Origin of the sequence: Aeromonas sp. FDAARGOS 1403, from assembly GCF_019047325.1 — a bacterium.
GTDB classification, from domain to species: domain Bacteria; phylum Pseudomonadota; class Gammaproteobacteria; order Enterobacterales; family Aeromonadaceae; genus Aeromonas; species Aeromonas dhakensis.
Map to the genome: position 1 here is coordinate 1,550,558 of NZ_CP077249.1, position 17,101 is coordinate 1,567,658.

Here is a 17,101-nt window from a genome sequence, read left to right on the forward strand (position 1 = left end):
GAATCCGCGCCCATCTTTCGCCCCACCTGATGGAGTCCCTATGATTGCCCTGCTCGGCATCCTGAGCATCCTGGCCCTGGCCACGCTCTGCTCTGATAATCGTCGTCGTATCCCGTTGCGAACAGTGGGCTTGGCCCTCTGCCTGCAGATCCTCTTCGCCGGCCTGGTGCTCTGGCTGCCCGCCGGTCAGCACGTGCTGAACGGGGTGAGCGAGAGCGTGAGCAGCGTGATCGGTTACGGTCAGGAGGGGATCGCCTTCCTGTTCGGCGATCTGGCCAAGTTCAAGCTGGGCTTCATCTTTGCCTTCAACGTGCTGCCGGTCATCATCTTCTTCTCCGCGGTGATCGCCATCCTCTACCACATCGGCCTGATGCCGAAAGTGATCGCCCTGCTCGGTGGCGGCCTGCAGAAGCTGCTGGGCACCGGCCGCGCCGAGAGCCTCTCCGCCACCGCCAACATCTTCGTCGGCATGGTGGAGGCGCCGCTGGTGGTCAAACCCTATCTCTCCAAGATGTCCGATTCCCAGTTCTTCGCGGTGATGAGCTGCGGCCTCGCCTCCGTGGCGGGCGGTACCCTGGTGGGTTACGCCAGCATCGGGGTCGAGCTGAAATACCTGATCGCGGCGGCCTTCATGTCGGCGCCGGCCGGTCTGGCCATGGCCAAGATCCTGGTGCCGCCTGCCGCCGAAGAAGAGGACCATCATCAGGACGTGGTGATCCCGCGTGCCACCAACGTGATTGAAGCGGCCGCCGATGGTGCCATGTCCGGTCTCAACATCGCGGTCGCCGTGGGTGCCACCCTGCTGGCCTTCGTTGGCGTGATCGCCATGCTCAACGGCCTGCTGGGCTGGGCCGGTGACCTGGTGGGGCTGGAGCTGAGCTTCCAGATCATCCTGGGCTGGTTGTTCGCTCCCGTCTCCTGGCTGATCGGCATCCCCTGGGAGCAGGCTCAGGCCGCCGGCGCCCTGATCGGCACCAAGATAGTGGTGAACGAGTTCGTTGCCTTCATCGCCCTGGTGCAGGACCAGACCCTGAGCGAATCGAGCAAGGCCATAGTCACCTTCGCCCTGTGCGGTTTCGCCAACATCTCCTCCATGGCGATCCTGATTGGCGGCCTGGGTGCCATGGTGCCCGAGCGCAAATCCTTCATCGCCCGTTACGGCATGCGCGCCATCCTGGCGGGGGTGCTGGCGAACCTGATGAGCGCCTCGCTGGCCGGCCTGTTCCTCGCCCTCTGATTGACCCCAGAAGTTAGCACCTTCCGGTCAGAGCCCGCTTCGGCGGGCTTTTTTGCGCCCGTCTGCCGGCAAAAAAAAGCGCCTCAGGGAGGCGCGGGGGAAAAAGACAGATTGGAAGCGTCACATGGGTGCCACTTGAATGAGGGATGAGCCATGCCATCCAAGTGTGAAGCCATGATGCCTGAGGCTGTCTGAAGCCCTTCTGAGGCGATTCTTCATACTATGTTCATTTTGCTAAACGCAATGCGGGCTGGCTGGTCAGTGGCTCAGGGAGGCAGCGCGACGTCGTCTGCGGTCTGCTGTTCCAGCGCCGGCAACCAGATTGCTAACGGGATGCCGGCTGCGGCTCAGGGGGTCAGCACAAAGTGATCGGCACTCTGCTGTTCCAGTGCCAGCAACCAGCGCTTGATGGGGATGCCGCCGGCATAACCGGTCAGCTCGCCGCTGCGGCCGATCACCCGGTGGCAGGGCACTATGATGCTGAGCGGATTGCGGCCGTTGGCGGCCCCCACCGCCCGCACCGCCTTGGGATTGCCGATGGTCTGGGCTATCTCGAGGTAGCTGACGGTCTCACCGTAGGGAATGTCGCCCAGGGCGCGCCATACCGATTGCTGAAAAGGGGTGCCCCGGGCGGCCATGGGCAGATCGAAGCGCCTCAGCCGGCCGGCGAAGTAGGCGTCGAACTGCTCAACGAAAGGGGCGAGCGCCTGATCGTCCCGCTGCCACTGGTCGGTCGGGGTCACCGGCTGCTCGCCTCGTACGAACTCCACGTAGCGCAGTCCGTCCCGATCGATGGCGATGAGCAGGGGGCCGTGGGTGCTGTCGCAAAAACTGTATTGCATGTCGTCATCCTCGGGTGTCGGGCAAGGGCCCGGTTAGTCCACGACCGGCTTGCCGCGGGTCGATTTGATCTCCCCCTTGCGCTTCTTGGCATCGACCCGCTTGCGCTGGGAGCTGCGGGTCGGCTTGGTGGCGTGGCGCGCCTTGGGGCGCCATGCTGCTTTTTTCAGCAGTTCCACCAGGCGGTTCATCGCCTCCTTGCGGTTCATGTCCTGACTGCGATGGGTCTCGACCCGGATCAGGATGAAGCCGTCGTGAACCCGGCTGTCGCTCAGCTTGTCGAGCCCCTCCTTGTAGAGCGGGGTGAGGCTGGGGGAGCTGCGGTAATCGAAGCGCAACCAGACGGCGGAGTCGGTCTTGTTGACGTGCTGGCCGCCGTTGCCCTGTGCCCGCATGGTCTGGAATTGCAGCTCATGCCAGGGCAGGGTGACGCTGTTGGAGATGACTAACATACTGCAGTGCTCTTGTTTGGTGCAGCGGCGCAGGCTGGTTCAGCTTGGTGCCTCATAATGGGGCGAGCTGCGCTCCCTTGGTGATGTCGGGAGAGTCCTGCTCCAGACGTAAATGCTATCTTTTTGAAATTAAACAATAAAAAGACTTGGCACAAGAATTGATTCCCCATTCATGACATACCATGGATTGGGAGCAACCAGATGAAGCTGATTACTGCGATTATCAAACCCTTCAAGTTGGATGACGTGCGCGAGGCCGTCGCCATCTTGGGGGTCGAGGGTCTGACCGTGTCCGAGGTCAAAGGGTTTGGCCGCCAGAAGGGGCACACCGAATTATACCGGGGAGCCGAGTATCAGGTCGACTTCCTGCCCAAGGTCAAGCTGGAGATCGCCACCGCCGATGACAACGTCGAAGGGGTGATCGAGGCGATCTGCAAGGCTGCCTACACCGGCAAGATAGGTGACGGCAAGATCTTCGTCTATGACCTGCTGCAGGCCGTGCGCATTCGGACCGGCGAGAACGACGACGAGGCGCTCTGACGGCCCTGACGGGGCTGGTGGTCGATGGGGTGTCGCTGATTGACTCCATGGTGGGGCTGGATAGGATTCTATCCGGCCCCTTTGTTTGAACGGCGTTTAAATATGTGATCCCGCAACGTCAGGATTTCTTGATCCTGCTGTCGAGCTCAATGCAAAATGCAAACAGCAATGGTTCTCACTCGATATAGCAACTCAAGGAATGGATGATGAAAATGAAGATGTTGGCACTGGCTTTCTCTGCGTTGGCGGCTCAGTCGGCGTTTGCAGCAGGGGAAGTGAATGTCTACTCCAACCGCCAGGATGAGCTGATCAAGCCCATCATCCAGCAGTTCGAGAAAGAGTCTGGCATCAAGGTCAACGTGGTGTTCGCCAAAGAGGGTCTGAACGAGCGTCTGGAGCGGGAAGGCAAGCTCTCCCCGGCGGATCTGATGCTGACCGTCGACATCAGCCGGCTGACCGATCTGGTGGACAAGGGGCTGGTGCAGCCGGTGGACAGCAAGATCCTGCAGGAGAACATCCCCGCCATCTATCGCGATCCGGACAACCGCTGGTTCGCCCTGACCACCCGCGTGCGCGCCATCTATTCCAGCAAGGATCGCCTCGGCAAGCTGGACACCATCAGCTACGAAGATCTGGCCAAGCCTGAATTCAAAGGAAAAATCTGCACCCGCAGCGGCAAGCATGAGTACAATGTGGCGCTGGTCTCCTCCATGATCGCTCATCACGGCATGGCGGATGCAAAAACCTGGCTGGAAGGGGTCAAGGCCAACCTGGCGCGCAAGCCGCAGGGCAACGACCGGGATCAGGTCAAGGCGATCAAGGATGGTATCTGTGACGTGTCGCTCGGCAACAGCTACTACCTGGGCGCCATGCTGAAGGATCCGGCGCAGAAGTCCTGGGCCGATGCCGTCTACATCAACTTCCCGAACCAGGGGGATCGCGGTGCCCACGTCAACGTGAGCGGCGTGGCCATGACCAAGTATGCCAAGAACAAGGCCGAGGCCCAGAAGCTGATGGAGTTTCTGGCCGGCGACACCGCCCAGCACATGTATGCGGACGTGAATGCCGAGTATCCGGTCAAGGCCGGGGTCGAGCCTTCCGCCATGGTCAAGTCCTGGGGCAGTTTCAAGTCTGACCCCATGCCGGTCAGCGGTTACGCCAAGCACCGCAAGGACGCCTTGCAGCTGCTGGATGAAGTGAAATTCGACTTGTAATCAGATGGGGCCAACGGCCCCATCAACCTCTGTGGTCTCATGAAAAATTTTGGATGGATTACCGGCAGCTGGGCCAGCGCCCTGCTGCTGGCCTTGCCGGTGCTTGCCCTGGTCTTCTCCGCCTTCTCGGCCGACGGAGATCTGTTTAGCCACCTCGCCGATACCGTGCTGTTCGACTATCTGGCCAACACCCTGGGGCTGGTGGTTGGGGTCGTGCTGCTCAGCCTGCTGTTCGGCGTGCCGACCGCCTGGCTGGTGGCCATGTGTCAGGTGCCGGGGCGCCGTGCCCTGCAGTGGGCGCTGATGCTGCCCATGGCCATGCCCTCCTACATAGTCGCCTACGTCTACACGGATCTGCTCGACTACTCGGGCCCGCTGCAGGCGGGGCTGCGGCAGCTGTTTGGCTGGAGCAGTCCGGCCGATTACTGGTTTCCGGCCATCCGCTCCCTTGGCGGCGCCGCCTGGGTGCTGGCGCTGGTACTGTTTCCCTACGTCTATCTGCTGACCCGCGCCTCCTTTCTGGAGCAGTCGGTCAGCCTCATTCACTCCAGCCGCCTGCTGGGTTGCAGCCCTTGGCAGAGCTTTCGCCGCCTCAGCCTGCCGCTGGCACGTCCCGCCATCATGGTGGCGGTATCCCTGGTGGCGATGGAGACGTTGGCGGACTTTGCCACCGTCCACTTCTTTGCCATCAACACCCTGACCACGGCGGTCTACGATACCTGGCTCGGCTACGGCAGTCTGGCCACCGCCGCCAAGCTCTCCTGTCTGATGCTGCTGGCGGTGGTGTTGCTGATCGCGCTGGAGCGCCGCTCCCGCAGTCGGCAGCAGGTGTTCCAGAAGTCCATGGGCCACGAACAGCCGCTGCGCTACCCGCTCAAGGGGGCGCGGCGCTGGCTGGCCGGTCTCTGGTGCTGGGGACTGGTGCTGGCCGGCTTCGGTCTGCCGTTCGTCATCCTGCTGGATTACGGCGTGCGCTACTTCGAATTGTCGTGGACGCCGGAGTTTGTCCGCTTCGCTGGCAACAGTCTGGTCATCTCGGCGCTGACCGCTCTGCTGGCCATGGGCATCGCCCTGTTGCTCGGCTTCTGCCGTCGCCTCGATGGCGGGCCCAAGAGCCTGTTGCCGCTGCGCATCGCTGCCATGGGTTACGCCATGCCGGGTACCGTGCTCGCCATCGGGGTGCTGGTGCCGCTCACCGCCCTCGACTTTGCCATCAACGATTTGGCCGAGTGGCTGGGGCGCCAGGGGCCTGGGCTGCTGCTGACCGGCACCCTCACCGCCATCGTGTTCGGCTATCTGGTGCGCTTCGTGGCCATCGCCATCGGCTCGGTGGAGAGCAGCATGGGCAAGATCTCCCCCAGTCTCGACATGGCGGCCCGCTCCCTGGGGCAGGGGGATGGCGCCATGCTGCGGCGGGTGCACCTGCCGCTGGTGCGGCGCGGCCTGTTTGCCGGTGCCATGCTGGTGTTCATCGAATCCATGAAGGAGCTGCCCGCCGCCCTGCTGCTGCGGCCGTTCAACTTCGATACCCTGGCGACCCACGTCTACCAGTTCGTGTCGGACGAGATGCTGGAGCGCGGCGCGCTCGGCGCCATCGTCATCGTGCTGGTAGGGTTGTTGCCGCTCATCTGGGTCAACCGCAACCTGGATGGGGCGGGGCACTGAGTTCGCCACGTCGGCCAATGAAATTGCATGCGGTGTGCTGAGCCGAAAGGCAGCACACCGCCAGAAATGAGAGGAAGTCAGCCTTGTCCTGTTTGCAGGTTGAAAATGTCAGTTGCCGTTACAACGGCCGCAATGTGCTGGAACAGCTCTCCCTGACGGTGGCCGACAACGAGATCGTCTGCCTGCTGGGGGCGAGCGGTTGCGGCAAGACCACGCTGCTCAAGGCCATCGCTGGCCTGCTGCCGCTGGCGGAGGGCACGATTCGCCTCGGCGATACCCTGCTCGACGGGCCGGGTGCCAGCGTGCCGCCCGAGGCGCGCAACATCGGCATGATCTTTCAGGATTACGCCCTCTTCCCCCACCTGACGGTGGCGGACAACGTCGGTTTCGGTCTGACCCGGCTCGATCGCCGTGTCCGCCAGCAGCAGGTGGACGAGGCGCTGGCGCTGGTCAATCTGCAGGGGCTGGGGGATCGCTATCCGCACCAGCTTTCCGGCGGCCAGCAGCAGCGGGTGGCCATCGCCCGCGCCCTGGTGTGCAAGCCGCGGCTGATGCTGCTGGACGAGCCCTTCTCCAACATCGACACCCAGGTGCGGATGAAGCTGATCCTCGAGATCCGCGCCCTGCTCAAGCAGCAGGGGATCGGCGCCATCTTCGTTAGCCACAGCAAGGAGGAGGCCTTTGCCTTCGCCGATCGGCTGGCGCTGTTTCGCGCGGGTCACATTGAGCAGGTGGGCCAGCCTGAGCAGCTCTATCGTCGCCCCCAGAATCGCTTCGTGGCGGAGTTTCTCGGCGGGGTCAACTACCTGGCGGCCGAGGTGGTGGACAGCCACTGCGTGCGCACGGCGCTCGGGGTCATCTGCGGCAGCGAGCCTCACGGCCGGGAAGCGGGTGAGCTGCTGCAACTGATGCTCAGGCCCCAGCAGCTGCTGCTGGAGAGCGCCGCGGATGGCGAGCTCAAGGTGGTGGAGCAGCAGTTCTTAGGCCACCACTGCCGGGTGTTGTTCGAGAGCGGCGAGCTGCGGCTGGAGGCGAGCATCGGCGAGCCGCTGGAGGGTGCGCGGGCGCGGGTCAGGGTGACCCCTCACGCCCTGGTGTTGTTTGACCCTTTACCCTGAACGCGTGATATCGTCGTGAAATCAATGAACTGGAACCGCGCTGGTTTATAATCGCGCAACGCCAATTGCCCATATCGCCAATGTCTGTTCAGGGGAGAGATATATGAAAGCCCAAGCCGGGATCTGCGCAGAGCCCAATCTGCACGCCCTCTATCTGATGTTCAACCGCACCGGTGACGCCGCCGAGCTGGTGGCCCGTCTGGCCAGGTTGCCGGCCCTGTGGGAGGCGGTGGCCGCCGATTTCCCCGCTGCCGGCTTCAGCGGTCTGGTGGCCGTCGGTGCCGACGCCTGGGATGGCCTCTATCCTGCCGCCCGTCCGCCCCAGTTCCGCAGCTTTATGGCGCAATCCGCCAACGGTCAGGAGGCCCCCAATACCCCGTTCGATCTGTTCGTGCAGTTGCGCGCCGATCGGGTGGATGTGCTGCATCACGCCGGTCAGCGCGTGATGGCCCTGCTGGCCGGGCTGGTAGAACTGGCGGAAGAGGTGCGCGGTTTTCGCAACCTCGACTGCCGCGATCTGACCGGTTTCGTCGACGGCACCGAGAACCCGCAGGATGAGCACCGCGCCGAAGTGGCGCTGCTGGCCGATGGCGAGTTTGCCGGTGGCTCCTACATCCACGTGCAGCGCTGGGTCCACGCCATGAGCGACTGGGAGAAGCTGGCGCTGAAGGAGCAGGAGGACATCATAGGTCGCACCAAGGTCGACAACATCGAGTACGAGTCGGCAGACAAGCCGCTGACTGCCCACATCAAGCGGGTCAACCTCAAGACGCCGAAGGGGGAGTCCATGGAGATCCTGCGCCAGAGCATGCCCTGGGGCACCATGACCGAGCAGGGGCTCTACTTCATCTCCTGCTGTCATACCCCGCTGCACTTCAACGCCATGCTGGCCAGCATGTACAAGGGGGAGGGCAGCCACTTCGATCACCTGCTGCGCTTCACCAGGGCGGTGACCGGGGCGGCCTTCTTCGCCCCTTCCGAAGATTTTCTGCTGGGGCAGGGCAAATAAGCTCGACCCGCAGATAACAAAAATCCCGGCCTTGGCCGGGATTTTGCGTTCTGGAGCAACCGCCACGGGGCGGTTGCCACCCTTACGGCGTCTGCTCGAACAGCTCGAGGGCGGAGAGGTAGAGCTCCTCGATGTCGGTGTCGCTGGTCGGGGTGATGAAGATTGTGTCGTCACCGGCGATGGTGCCGAGGATCCCTTCGGCCTTGCCGAGGGAGTCGAGCAGGCGGGCGATCAGCTGGGCCGCACCCGGGCTGGTGTGGATCACCACCAGGGCACCGTTGTGGTCGACATCCAGCACCAGATTCTTGAGCGGGCTGGAGGTGGTGGGCACGCCCAGTTCCACCGGCAGGCAGTAGACCATCTCCATCTTGGCATTGCGGGTGCGAACGGCGCCGAAGCGGCTCAGCATGCGCGATACCTTAGACTGGTTGATGTTTTCGAAGCCCATCTCTTGCAGGGCAGTCACTATCTCTGCCTGGGAGCCAAATCGTTCTTCTTTCAGCAAGGCTTTAAAGGCCTTGGCCAGTTTTTCTTGCTTGTCGTTATGCTTCATCTTGGACTCACGAATGAGGAGGTTTGGCTGCCTGTCACGCTCAGGCGGCAGATATGAACAGCGTGCCCATTTTGCATTCATATGCCTATTTTTGCAAGGAAGCGGCGCTTGTTCTGCATATTGATTCAAATATAGCTTGCATCCACCCATGCCAGCGTTAGAATCAGGACGAAATTTTGAAAACTTATTCAATTGGGCTGTATGGGTATTGAATTAATCGGAATCGAAAAATCCTGGCACAAGGTGCCGGTACTGCAACAGGTCAGCTTTCGGACCGCACCCGGTGAAACCCTGGTGCTGCTGGGTCCGAGCGGTGCCGGCAAGAGTTCTCTGCTGCGCATGATGAACCTGCTGGACACCCCGGATGCCGGTGTCCTGCGCATCGGTGAAAGTGAATTTTCTTTCCCCTCCAGCCTCTCCACCGCCGAGTTCAACCGCCAGACCCAGGCGCTGCGGCGCAAGGTGGGCATGGTGTTCCAGCAGTACAATCTGTGGCCCCATCTCACCGTGATGGAGAACCTCATCGAGGCGCCGGTCAAGCTGCTCGGCATGAGCAAGGCGGCGGCCATGGAGAAGGGGGGCTATCTGCTGGCCCAGCTGCAACTGGCCGACAAGCGCGATGCCTGGCCGGCGCGGCTGTCTGGCGGTCAGCAGCAGCGGGTGGCCATCGCCCGTACCCTGATGATGGATCCCCAGGTGCTGCTGTTTGACGAGCCGACGGCGGCCCTCGACCCCGAGATCACCAAGGAAGTGGCGGAGATCATCCGCAACCTTGGCCAGACCGGCATTACCCAGGTGGTGGTGACCCACGAGGTGGAGTTCGCCCGCAAGGTGGCCAGCCAGGTGATCTATCTGGAGAAGGGGCGGATCATCGAAGCGGGCTCCGCCGCCATTTTCCAAGCCCCGCAAACCAGCCGGTTTGCCGAATTCTTGATGCATTGATATTCAAATCGATAAGGAAGCTGTCATGAAAAAGAGTCTGTTGCTGATCGCGGCCATGGGCCTGCTGAGCACCCAGGTGCTGGCGAAAGAGATCAAGTTCGCCACCGAGGCCACCTACGCACCGTTCGAATACCTGGACGACAAGAACGAGTTCCAGGGGTTTGACATCGATCTGGCCCGCGCCATCTGTGAACAGGCCAAGCTGGAGTGCAGCTTCCACAACCAGGCTTTTGACAGCCTGATCCCCAGCCTGAAATTCCGTCGCTACGATGCCGCCATCGCCGCCATGGACGTGACCCCGGAGCGGGCCGCCCAGGTCGACTTCTCTGACATCTATTACCAGAACTCCGCCGTGTTCGTGACCAAGAAGGACGCCTTCAAGGGGCCGGAAGATCTGGTGGACAAGACTGTCGGCGTGCAGAACGGCAGCTCCCACCAGTCCTATCTGGTGGACAACTGGGTGAGCAAGGGGCTGCTGACCGTGCCCTACGCCAGCTACCAGAGTGCCTTCCTCGACATGATGAACGGCCGCACCGACGGCGTGTTTGCCGATACTGCGGTCGCCGCCGACTGGCTCAAGCAGCACAAAGAGTATGCCGTGATCGGCACGCCGGTGACTGACGCCAAGTACTTCGGTACCGGTTTTGGCATCGCGGTGGCCAAGGGCAATCAGGAACTGCTGACCCAGCTGAACAAGGGGCTGGCTGACATCAAGGCCAACGGCACCTATCAGAAGATCTACGACAAATATTTCGCGCACTAAGCCATGTTGAGCCTGTTGTTGGATGCAGCCTGGATGACCCTCGGGCTGGCCCTGGCCTCCCTGGTCGGGGGCATGGTGCTGGCACTGGCGTTCAGCGCCGCCGAGCTGAGCAAGCAGCGGTGGCTGGTGTGGCCGGTGGCCACCCTCACCACGCTTATTCGCGGGTTGCCCGAGCTGCTGGTGGTGCTGTTCATCTACTTCGGCTCGACCCAGGTGCTGTTCCTCATCACCGGCGAGTACGTGGAGTTCAGCCCGTTCGCCTGCGGCGTGCTGGCGCTCTCCCTGCTGTTTGCCAGCTACGCCACCCAGACCCTGCGAGCCGCCCTCAATGCGGTGCCCGCCGGGCAGCGGCTGGCGGCGCTGGCGCTCGGCCTTGGCAAGCGTCACATCTTCTTTCGCATCGTGCTGCCCCAGGCCTGGCGTCAGGCCCTGCCAGGGCTCGGCAACCAGTGGCTGGTGCTGCTCAAGGACACCGCACTGGTGTCGCTCATCGGGGTGAACGAGATGATGCGCCAGGCCCAGATGGCCTCGGCCAGTACCTATCAACCCTTCACCTGGTATGCCGCAGCGGCCCTCATCTACCTGGCCATCAGCCTGGTGAGTGAGTTCGGCTTGAAGCAGGCGTCCCGTTATACCCGCCGTTACGGAGGCTGATCATGCAGGATTACCTGATGACCCTGCTGGGTGGCCTGGCGATTACCCTGCAACTGACCGCTGGCAGTCTGCTGCTGGGCGTGCTGATGGCGGCCGGCATGACCTGGGTGCTGGAGCGCCGCATCCCGGTGGCGACCCAGCTGGTGCAGCTGTGGGTGCTGATCTTCACCGGCACGCCGCTGCTGATCCAGATCTTCCTCATCTACTACGGGCCGGGCCAGTTTGCCTGGCTCAAAGAGGGGCCGCTCTGGCCGCTGCTCAAGCAGCCCTGGTTCTGCGCCGTGCTGGCGCTCGGTTTCAATACCGCCGCCTACTCTACCCGGCTGTTCAAGGGGGCGCTCGACGCCATCCCGGCCGGCGAGGTAGAGGCCTGCCGCGCGCTCGGCTTCTCCGCCAGCCAGACCCTGTGGATGAAGGTACGCCACGCCGCCCGGCGACTGGTACCCGCCTATTCCAACGAGGTGATCCTGGTGCTCAAGGGGAGTTCGCTCGCCAGTACCATCACCATCATGGATGTGATGGGGCTGGCCCAGCGCCTCAATGCCCAGACCTATGACACCCTGGCGGTGTTCACCGTGGCCGGTGCCCTCTACCTGACCATGAACGGATTGTTAACAATTGGTTTTCGTTGGTGTGAACGCCGGGCGTTGGCCTTCCAGGGCTGAAGTCGGCAGATCTACCTATTAATGGTGAGGGGAAGTGCAGGAAATCTGTGCTTCCCCTCCAATTTTTTGCATTTTCCCCCATTTTTATTCGCCGCCTGTTTATTGGCTCACAGAACCTGTGATTACAACTGTTATCAGATTGTTTTTTAGGGGGGGATCCTTTAAGGTTGGGCGCACAACAAGAAACAACCTTAAACCTACGCTTAAACATGGAGTTGATCATGAAAGTTGCCGTTCTGGGTGCCGCCGGTGGCATCGGCCAAGCCCTCGCTCTGCTGTTGAAAAACCGTCTGCCTGCTGGTTCCGAATTGAGCCTGTATGACATCGCTCCGGTGACCCCGGGCGTGGCGGTCGATCTGAGCCATATCCCGACTGACGTGAAAGTAAAAGGTTTCTGCGGTGAAGACCCGAGCCCGGCTCTGGTCGGCGCCGATGTCGTGCTGATCTCCGCCGGCGTGGCGCGCAAGCCCGGCATGGATCGTTCCGACCTGTTCAACATCAACGCCGGCATCGTCAAGAATCTGGTGGAAAAGTGCGCCGCCTCCTGCCCGAAAGCGCTGATCGGCATCATCACCAACCCGGTCAACACCACGGTCGCCATCGCCGCCGAAGTGCTGAAGAAAGCCGGTGTCTATGACAAGCGTCGCCTGTTCGGCGTCACCACCCTGGACGTGATCCGTGCCGAGACCTTCGTGGCCGAGGCCAAGGGTCTGAACGTCGACAAGGTGCGCGTCAACGTGATCGGTGGCCACAGTGGCGTGACCATTCTGCCGCTGCTCTCCCAGATTGAAGGTGCCAGCTTCACCGCCGACGAAGTGGCCGCCATGACCAAGCGTATCCAGAACGCCGGTACCGAAGTGGTGGAAGCCAAGGCCGGTGGCGGTTCCGCCACTCTCTCCATGGGCCAGGCTGCCTGCCGTTTCGGTCTGTCGCTGCTCAAGGGTCTGCAGGGTGAAGCCAACGTCATCGAGTGCGCCTACGTGGAAGGCGACGGCAAGCACGCCACCTTCTTCGCGCAGCCCATCCTGCTTGGCAAGAACGGCGTCGAAACCGTGCTGGACTACGGCAAGCTGAGCGCCTTCGAACAAGAGGCGATGGATGGCATGCTGGCCACCCTGAAAGCCGATATCCAGCTGGGTGTCGACTTCGTCAAGTAAGGCGTCCGGATGGACAGCAAGGGGAGCTTCGGCTCCCCTTTGTCGTTATGGGCAGGTGGTGCCGGACTAAGGGGATGCCGCCGGCTGCCGATAACAGGGTGCTGCAGGAGATCCTTATGATGAAACCCATTACCCTTGTCGGCCTGCTCTGTTTGCTGACGCCCCCATTGCTGACGGGCCAAGCGCAGGGGGCCGAGCCTTCCACCTCTGCCGCCGCCGCGACGAGCGGGGCCACGCCGGCGACCAGTGCGCCGGCGCAGCCGGAGGTTGCCGCTCAGCCCTCTGCGGCTGCCCCGTCCTCTGCTGCGGCTCCCGCACCGGCTGCCGTGCAAACTACGGCAACGCCATCCGCCAACCCCTCTGCACCGGTTGCGGCAACGAGTACAACACCCGCCGCTGCGCCAGCGGCAGCCCCCATTCCCGCGCCTGTCGCTGCAGAGGGCGAGCGTTCGCCGAACAATCGTCCCATGACCAGCACCCCGGCCAGCGGCCTGACCGTGGACAGCGGCGCGCTGCAGGCGGTGCCGCTCTATCGCCAGGACGAGCTGCTCAACTGGATTGAGCAGGGCCGCCACCTGCAGCAGGTCAAGCAGGACAGGTGCCAGCTCACCCAGGATATCGAGGTGCGGGCCGAGGTGATGAAGATCCCCTCTTATCAGTTTCTGTGGGGGGACATGCTGGCCTGGGGGGTCTGCATCAAGCCCAATGCGGAGCTGGGGGTGAAATTCATGTGGGATGCGGCCAACCAGGGGCTGGCGCCGGCGCTGGAACAGCTGGGTCGCTACTACTGGAAGGGCACCCTGGTGCAAAAGGACCTGCTCAAGGCCGAGACCCTGATGCGGGAGGCCGCCAGCCTGGGCTTCCAGCGGGCGCAGATCGAGTGGGTGGAGATGCTGTTGCAGGGGATGGGCAGCCCGCTCGACTATGAAGAGGCCTACCACTGGCTGCACAGCACGGTGATCGGCGACAAGGCGCTGCACCAGAAGGCGACCGGTCTGTTGAGCCGGCTTGGCAACCGGATGCCGGCCAACGCCATCGCCCGTGCCAAGGCGATGCACTGATCCCAAAAAATGACCCACGGATCTGCATCCGTGGGCCGGGAGGGGCCAGCCGCCGTGCCGTGACAGGCTGGCCCCTCATAAGGTTATAGTGATCCGCCCGCCTTACAGATCTTGGTGGGGACCAAAAACTTCGTAATGGAGCTGGCCGGCCGGAATGCCCGCCGCGATCAGCTGCTGCTTGACGGCCTGCATGAAGCCAAGAGGGCCACAGAAGTAGTAGTGGGCCTGCGGCGTGATGCGCTCCTGCACGGCACTCAGATCCATGGTGCCGACAAAATCGTAATCTTTGCCTTGCACGTCACTGGCCTGTGGCTCCCGATACCAGACCCGGCTCAGCAGGTTGGCGTTTTGGCGGGATTTTTGCTGAATATCCTCCCTGAAGGCATGCACGGCGCCCTGTTCGCAGGCGTGCAGCCAGGTGATGTCGGCCTGATGGCTGTTCGCCAGCAGTTGGTTGAGCATGCTCATCATCGGCGTGATACCCACACCGGCCGAGAGCAGTACCACCGGGGTACGGTTATCGGCTTTCAGGTAGAAATCGCCAGCGGGCGGCATCAGCTCCACTTGATCGCCCTCCTGCAGATGATCGTGCAGCAGGTTGGAAACCTGGCCCTGCGGCTCGCGCTTGACGCTGATGCGGTAGTGCTGGCCGTTGGGGGCATCTGAGAGGGAGTACTGGCGGATCTCCTGATACTCGAGCTCGGGATGGACCAGCTTGATGCTGAGATACTGACCCGGCTTGAAGTCCAGCACCGGCTTGCCATCCACCGGCGCCAGCAGGAAGGAGGTGATGAGCTCGCTCTCGACCCGCTTCTCCTTGATCAGGAAGGGGCGGGGGCCTTGCCAGCCACCGATCTCGTTCGCCTTCTCCTGATAAATCTCGCTCTCGCGGCCGATGAAGATGCTGGCGAGCACGCCGTAAGCCTTGCCCCAGGCATCCAGCACCTCGTCGGTGACCGCACTTCCACCCAATTCTTTGAGCGTGGCCAAGAGATGACTACCTACAATGTGATATTGTTCTGGCTGGATCAGGAAACCTGTGTGCTTGTGGGCGATGCGTTCCACGGCACCGGCCAGTGCCCCCAGGTTGTCGATGTTCTTGGCGTAGGCCGCCACCGCATTGAACAGCGCCAGCGGCTGACCGCCGCTGCGCTGGTGCGCCAGGTTGAAAATGTCCTTCAGCTCTGGGTTATGGCTGAACATGCGTTGGTAGAAATGCTGGGTGAGCGCGGGGCCCGCCGATTCGAGCAAAGGGATGGTGCTTTTGATGACGGCGATGGTGGCTTGGTCTAACATAGGGGTTCCTTGCTAATTGAACATCTAGAATGTCACTTAATAAGCTGCATCCTAGATGTTTATTTGATCTGAATCAATAATCAATTTCCGCGTGATGCGACACAGGCACTATGAGACTAACTAGCTATACCGATTTTGGATTGAGAGCCCTGCTCTATCTGGCGACCCTGCCGGAGGGCGAATTGTCTAGCGTGGCCAAGGTCTCCGCCTTGTATGACGTCTCCCGCAACCACATGGTGAAGGTGGTGAACCAGCTGGTGAAACTGGGTTACCTGCAGTCCCAGCGCGGCAAGAATGGCGGCATTCGCATGGCCTGCGCGCCGGAGAGCATCAACATCGGCCAGGTGATCCGGGCGCTGGAAGGGAACCTGGACGGCATCGACTGCAACTCGCCGGCCTGCCACATCGTCTCTGTCTGTTTGCTGAAGAGTGCCCTGAAAGAGGCGATGAATGCGTTTCTGGCGGTGATGGACAGCTACACGCTGCAGGATCTGCTGGCCAATCGCGACGAGCTGCAGCAGGTATTCGGCGAGTTGATCCCGACTCTGGTGCTGGAGCCTGGCGACGAAGATGAGTGAGCCGATCGCCGGCCAATGACGCAATAGAAAAAGGCTGCCATCGGCAGCCTTTTTTCAATCTTCCAGTCCCGGCTCGTTTCGGTACAACGCCGGCATGATCCGCGCCATCTTCACCATGTTGTTCTCCACTTCCAGGATCTCGATGGGGTAGCCGGCCAGCCGCAGGCTGATGTTGGGCTGGGGGATCTCCTCCAGATATTCGAGGATGACGCCGTTGAGGGTACGGGGCCCGTCGATGGGCAGTTGCCAGTTCATCTCCTTGTTGAGCTCGCGGATGCTGGCCGAGCCCTCCACCAGGAAGGAGCCATCCGGCTGGGGATGGATCTCGTCGCTGGGAGCCGGGGTCATGGAGGTGGTGAAGTCGCCCACTATCTCTTCCAGGATGTCGTCCAGGGTGATCAACCCCTGAATGTCGCCATACTCGTCGACGATGAGACCAATCCGCTCCTTGTTGCGCTGGAACTTGGCCAGTTGCACGTTGAGGGGCGTCCCTTCCGGAATGAAGTAAATCTCGTCCACTTCCCGCAGCAGGCTCGACTTGTTGAACTGATCCTTGGCCATCAGGCGCAGCGCGTCGCGGGCGTGCAGAAAACCCACCACGTCGTCGATGTTGTCGCGATAGAGCAGGATCTTGGTGTGGGCGCAGTGGGCCAGCTGGCGCAGTATGGTCTTCCAATCATCGTTGATGTCGATGGCGTAGATCTCGCTGCGTGGCACCATGATGTGTTCCACCGTCATCTTGTCCAGATCCAGGATGCTGAGCAGCATCTCCTGATGGCGCTGGGGGATCAGACTGCCCGCCTCGTTGACGATGGTGCGCAGCTCCTCGGTATTGAGGGAGTCATCCTTGTTCGGATTGATCTTCAGCAATTTGAGCAGGCCGCTGGTGATGCCATTGATCATCCAGACGAAGGGGGCAAGCGGCACCATCAGCCCCTTGAGCACCCAGGAGGCGGGATAGGCGACTTTCTCCGGGAACATGGCCGCCAGGGTCTTGGGAGTCACTTCACCAAACACCAGCACGATCAGGGTCAGGCCGAAAGTGGCGATGGCCACACCGAGATCCCCGAACAGACGAATACAGACGATGGTGGCGATGGCTGACGCCAGGATGTTGACCAGGTTGTTGCCGATCAGGATCAGCCCCAGCAGGCGGTCTGGTCGGGAGAGCAGTTTCTCCACCCGACGGGCAGCCTTGTGCTTGGTCTGGGCCAGATGCCGCAGCTTGTAGCGGTTGAGCGACATCATGCCGGTTTCAGAACTTGAGAAGAAGGCAGACATGAGGATCAAGATAACGAGAACAATCAGCAATGTACTCGTTGAGATACTGTCCAAGAAGGGCTCCTGTGGGACTGGG

18 protein-coding genes are annotated in these 17,101 nt (G+C 61.8%); 13 read left to right on the top strand and 5 right to left on the bottom strand.

Going from position 1 to position 17,101, the window contains the following annotated elements; all coding sequences use genetic code 11:
• Positions 1–40 precede the first annotated feature (40 nt).
• Positions 41–1,237, top strand: coding sequence for a NupC/NupG family nucleoside CNT transporter (locus I6L33_RS07440; RefSeq protein WP_005308649.1), 1,197 nt, complete (start codon positions 41–43; stop codon positions 1,235–1,237).
• Between the two features lie 347 nt (positions 1,238–1,584).
• Here the strand turns inward: I6L33_RS07440 and I6L33_RS07445 are convergent, their stop codons facing one another.
• The gene (locus I6L33_RS07445) at positions 1,585–2,079 is read right to left on the bottom strand and encodes a methylated-DNA--[protein]-cysteine S-methyltransferase (RefSeq protein ID WP_211049603.1); all 495 of its coding nucleotides are present in this window, start codon (positions 2,077–2,079) and stop codon (positions 1,585–1,587) included.
• A 33-nt stretch (positions 2,080–2,112) separates the two neighbouring features.
• The gene (gene arfB, locus I6L33_RS07450; RefSeq protein ID WP_005308653.1) at positions 2,113–2,529 is read right to left on the bottom strand and encodes an alternative ribosome rescue aminoacyl-tRNA hydrolase ArfB; all 417 of its coding nucleotides are present in this window, start codon (positions 2,527–2,529) and stop codon (positions 2,113–2,115) included.
• A gap of 201 nt (positions 2,530–2,730) precedes the next feature.
• On the opposite strand from arfB, the gene glnK reads away from it, so the two are divergent.
• From glnK to I6L33_RS07475, 5 genes are all read left to right on the top strand, one after another.
• On the top strand, positions 2,731–3,069 hold the full coding sequence (glnK, locus tag I6L33_RS07455) for a P-II family nitrogen regulator (RefSeq protein ID WP_005308655.1): 339 nt from the start codon (positions 2,731–2,733) through the stop codon (positions 3,067–3,069).
• Positions 3,070–3,275: 206 nt separating this feature from the next.
• The gene (locus I6L33_RS07460) at positions 3,276–4,283 is read left to right on the top strand and encodes a Fe(3+) ABC transporter substrate-binding protein (RefSeq protein WP_216973830.1); all 1,008 of its coding nucleotides are present in this window, start codon (positions 3,276–3,278) and stop codon (positions 4,281–4,283) included.
• 39 nt (positions 4,284–4,322) lie between these two features.
• On the top strand, positions 4,323–5,948 hold the full coding sequence (locus I6L33_RS07465) for an iron ABC transporter permease (protein WP_211049605.1): 1,626 nt from the start codon (positions 4,323–4,325) through the stop codon (positions 5,946–5,948).
• An 83-nt stretch (positions 5,949–6,031) separates the two neighbouring features.
• Complete coding sequence (locus tag I6L33_RS07470; protein WP_211049607.1) at positions 6,032–7,066, top strand: ABC transporter ATP-binding protein; 1,035 nt, start codon at positions 6,032–6,034, stop codon at positions 7,064–7,066.
• A gap of 103 nt (positions 7,067–7,169) precedes the next feature.
• Positions 7,170–8,075 (top strand): Dyp-type peroxidase, encoded by a 906-nt coding sequence (locus tag I6L33_RS07475; protein ID WP_211049610.1) that lies wholly within the window; start codon positions 7,170–7,172, stop codon positions 8,073–8,075.
• An 82-nt stretch (positions 8,076–8,157) separates the two neighbouring features.
• On the opposite strand, the gene argR is transcribed toward I6L33_RS07475, so the two are convergent.
• Positions 8,158–8,628 (bottom strand): transcriptional regulator ArgR, encoded by a 471-nt coding sequence (gene argR / locus I6L33_RS07480; RefSeq protein WP_005308670.1) that lies wholly within the window; start codon positions 8,626–8,628, stop codon positions 8,158–8,160.
• A 201-nt stretch (positions 8,629–8,829) separates the two neighbouring features.
• On the opposite strand from argR, the gene I6L33_RS07485 reads away from it, so the two are divergent.
• The 6 genes from I6L33_RS07485 to I6L33_RS07510 all read left to right on the top strand — a co-directional run bounded on the left by I6L33_RS07485 (position 8,830) and on the right by I6L33_RS07510 (position 13,870).
• Complete coding sequence (locus I6L33_RS07485) at positions 8,830–9,570, top strand: ATP-binding cassette domain-containing protein (RefSeq protein WP_005308671.1); 741 nt, start codon at positions 8,830–8,832, stop codon at positions 9,568–9,570.
• A gap of 25 nt (positions 9,571–9,595) precedes the next feature.
• Positions 9,596–10,333 carry a transporter substrate-binding domain-containing protein gene (locus I6L33_RS07490; protein WP_005308673.1) on the top strand — a complete coding sequence of 246 codons (738 nt, stop codon included), beginning with the start codon at positions 9,596–9,598 and terminating at the stop codon, positions 10,331–10,333.
• Positions 10,334–10,336: 3 nt separating this feature from the next.
• On the top strand, positions 10,337–10,987 hold the full coding sequence (gene artQ, locus I6L33_RS07495) for an arginine ABC transporter permease ArtQ (protein ID WP_211049613.1): 651 nt from the start codon (positions 10,337–10,339) through the stop codon (positions 10,985–10,987).
• A gap of 2 nt (positions 10,988–10,989) precedes the next feature.
• Positions 10,990–11,652: an arginine ABC transporter permease ArtM gene (artM, locus tag I6L33_RS07500; RefSeq protein ID WP_201989699.1), complete on the top strand. Its 663-nt coding sequence runs from the start codon at positions 10,990–10,992 to the stop codon at positions 11,650–11,652.
• A gap of 221 nt (positions 11,653–11,873) precedes the next feature.
• Positions 11,874–12,809, top strand: coding sequence for a malate dehydrogenase (mdh, locus tag I6L33_RS07505; RefSeq protein WP_201989701.1), 936 nt, complete (start codon positions 11,874–11,876; stop codon positions 12,807–12,809).
• 467 nt (positions 12,810–13,276) lie between these two features.
• Positions 13,277–13,870, top strand: a complete 594-nt coding sequence (locus I6L33_RS07510; protein ID WP_005308682.1) for a tetratricopeptide repeat protein — start codon at positions 13,277–13,279, stop codon at positions 13,868–13,870.
• Between the two features lie 102 nt (positions 13,871–13,972).
• On the opposite strand, the gene hmpA is transcribed toward I6L33_RS07510, so the two are convergent.
• A complete protein-coding gene (gene hmpA, locus I6L33_RS07515) occupies positions 13,973–15,166 on the bottom strand; it encodes an NO-inducible flavohemoprotein (RefSeq protein WP_139396711.1) in 1,194 nt (397 codons plus the stop codon).
• A gap of 110 nt (positions 15,167–15,276) precedes the next feature.
• Here hmpA and I6L33_RS07520 point away from each other — a divergent pair, with 110 nt between their 5' ends.
• Positions 15,277–15,744 (top strand): Rrf2 family transcriptional regulator, encoded by a 468-nt coding sequence (locus tag I6L33_RS07520; protein ID WP_005308686.1) that lies wholly within the window; start codon positions 15,277–15,279, stop codon positions 15,742–15,744.
• 54 nt (positions 15,745–15,798) lie between these two features.
• On the opposite strand, the gene I6L33_RS07525 is transcribed toward I6L33_RS07520, so the two are convergent.
• Positions 15,799–17,079, bottom strand: coding sequence for an HlyC/CorC family transporter (locus I6L33_RS07525; RefSeq protein ID WP_216973831.1), 1,281 nt, complete (start codon positions 17,077–17,079; stop codon positions 15,799–15,801).
• Positions 17,080–17,101 lie beyond the last annotated feature (22 nt).